The sequence below is a fragment of the bacterium genome (assembly GCA_030697795.1).
GTDB lineage: Bacteria > Patescibacteriota > Minisyncoccia > JACQLN01 > JACQLN01 > JACQLN01.
Genome location: JAUYOV010000008.1, coordinates 1 through 1207 on the forward strand (window position 1 = coordinate 1; position 1207 = coordinate 1207).

At 37.2% G+C, this 1207-nt stretch carries 2 protein-coding genes; both read right to left on the reverse strand.

Features of this window, described 5'->3' with window-relative positions:
• A partial coding sequence (locus Q8Q95_04000; protein ID MDP3764755.1) for a hypothetical protein occupies positions 1-222 on the reverse strand: 222 nt, incomplete at its 3' end.
• Between the two features lie 369 nt (positions 223-591).
• Positions 592-1207: DNA-formamidopyrimidine glycosylase family protein (locus tag Q8Q95_04005; GenBank protein MDP3764756.1), on the reverse strand; the 616-nt coding region annotated here is incomplete at its 5' end.

A 1207-nucleotide genomic window follows, 5' to 3' on the forward strand; every position in this document is an offset into this window, starting at 1 on the left:
GCTTCCGTTTTTAGAGAGATTGGTTTTGATAACTTTAGGATTGAAATAGGCGTGAAGCCACTCTTTTCTAGTGAACCAAATCTTGCCAAACTTTTGCCCTTGGAGCTTGTTTTTAAAAATTAAATAACGCAAATAGTCCGGAGTTGTTCCGGCTAAAACTGCCGCCTCGGAAAGAGGTAACAAGCCTCCAAAAACGGAATCGTTTTTACCGTTGTCAGCCATGGATCTATTATATACCCTTGGTTCCGTTCCTCTGTGGATAAGTGGCTGAGATTCTTCACTTCGTTCAGAATGATCTGCTTGGTTAGATTGCTTCGCTATCGCTCGCAATGACTTGAGTTGGATTTAAAAACAATACTAAAGATTAGTAAACCTTAGTAAAGCTTTATAAGCGATTAGTAGGGTTTATTAAAGTTACAACGCTCCAATTCAAAAACCCCTCTGCTCGGAAGGGTTTTTGGTTTTTGGTTTAGATATTTAGAGACTAGCCAGTTTGCGCTATTGACAGGTTTTCAAAATAGCGACAATTTGGGTAATGCTTCCAGGCTCAGCAATTATTTCCCGAGCTTGTCGAGGGAGTACAATAAGAAGTTATTTCTGATGCTTTGGACAAAAATGAGTGCTCCTTCCTCCGACAACTATTCTCTGAATTATTCCACCGCATTTCGCACAACTTTCTCCCGTTCTCTGATATACTTTTCTAATTTTATAGTACTGTCCTTCAGTGTTGTCCGGCTTCCTATAATCTCGCGAACTTGTACCTCCTTTTTTTATAGCGAGCCTCAAAATTCTTTTGATAGATTTAAAAAGTTTTAAAATTTCAAAATGTTTAAGAGTGTTTGTTTTTTGCAGGGGATGGATGCTGGCTTCCCACAAAATTTCATCCGCGTATATATTTCCAATGCCCGCAATATGTTTTTGATCAAGCAAGAAAATTTTTATGTTTCTGTTTTTTACTGTAATTAACTTTTTGAAGTCGGGGAAAGAAATTTGCAAGGCGTCCTGCCCTGCTAAATTTTTTAAAGAATCTGTAATTCTGCATTTTCCGAATTTGCGGATATCATTGAAAACTAATTTTGTGTTTCCAGAAAGATATAAAATTAAGCGGTCGTGTTTGCTTTCGTTTTTTGGATTAAGTAATAATTTTCCGGTCATCATCAGATGAAATAAAAAATACTCTCCCGATGAGAGTTTCAATACGATCCAC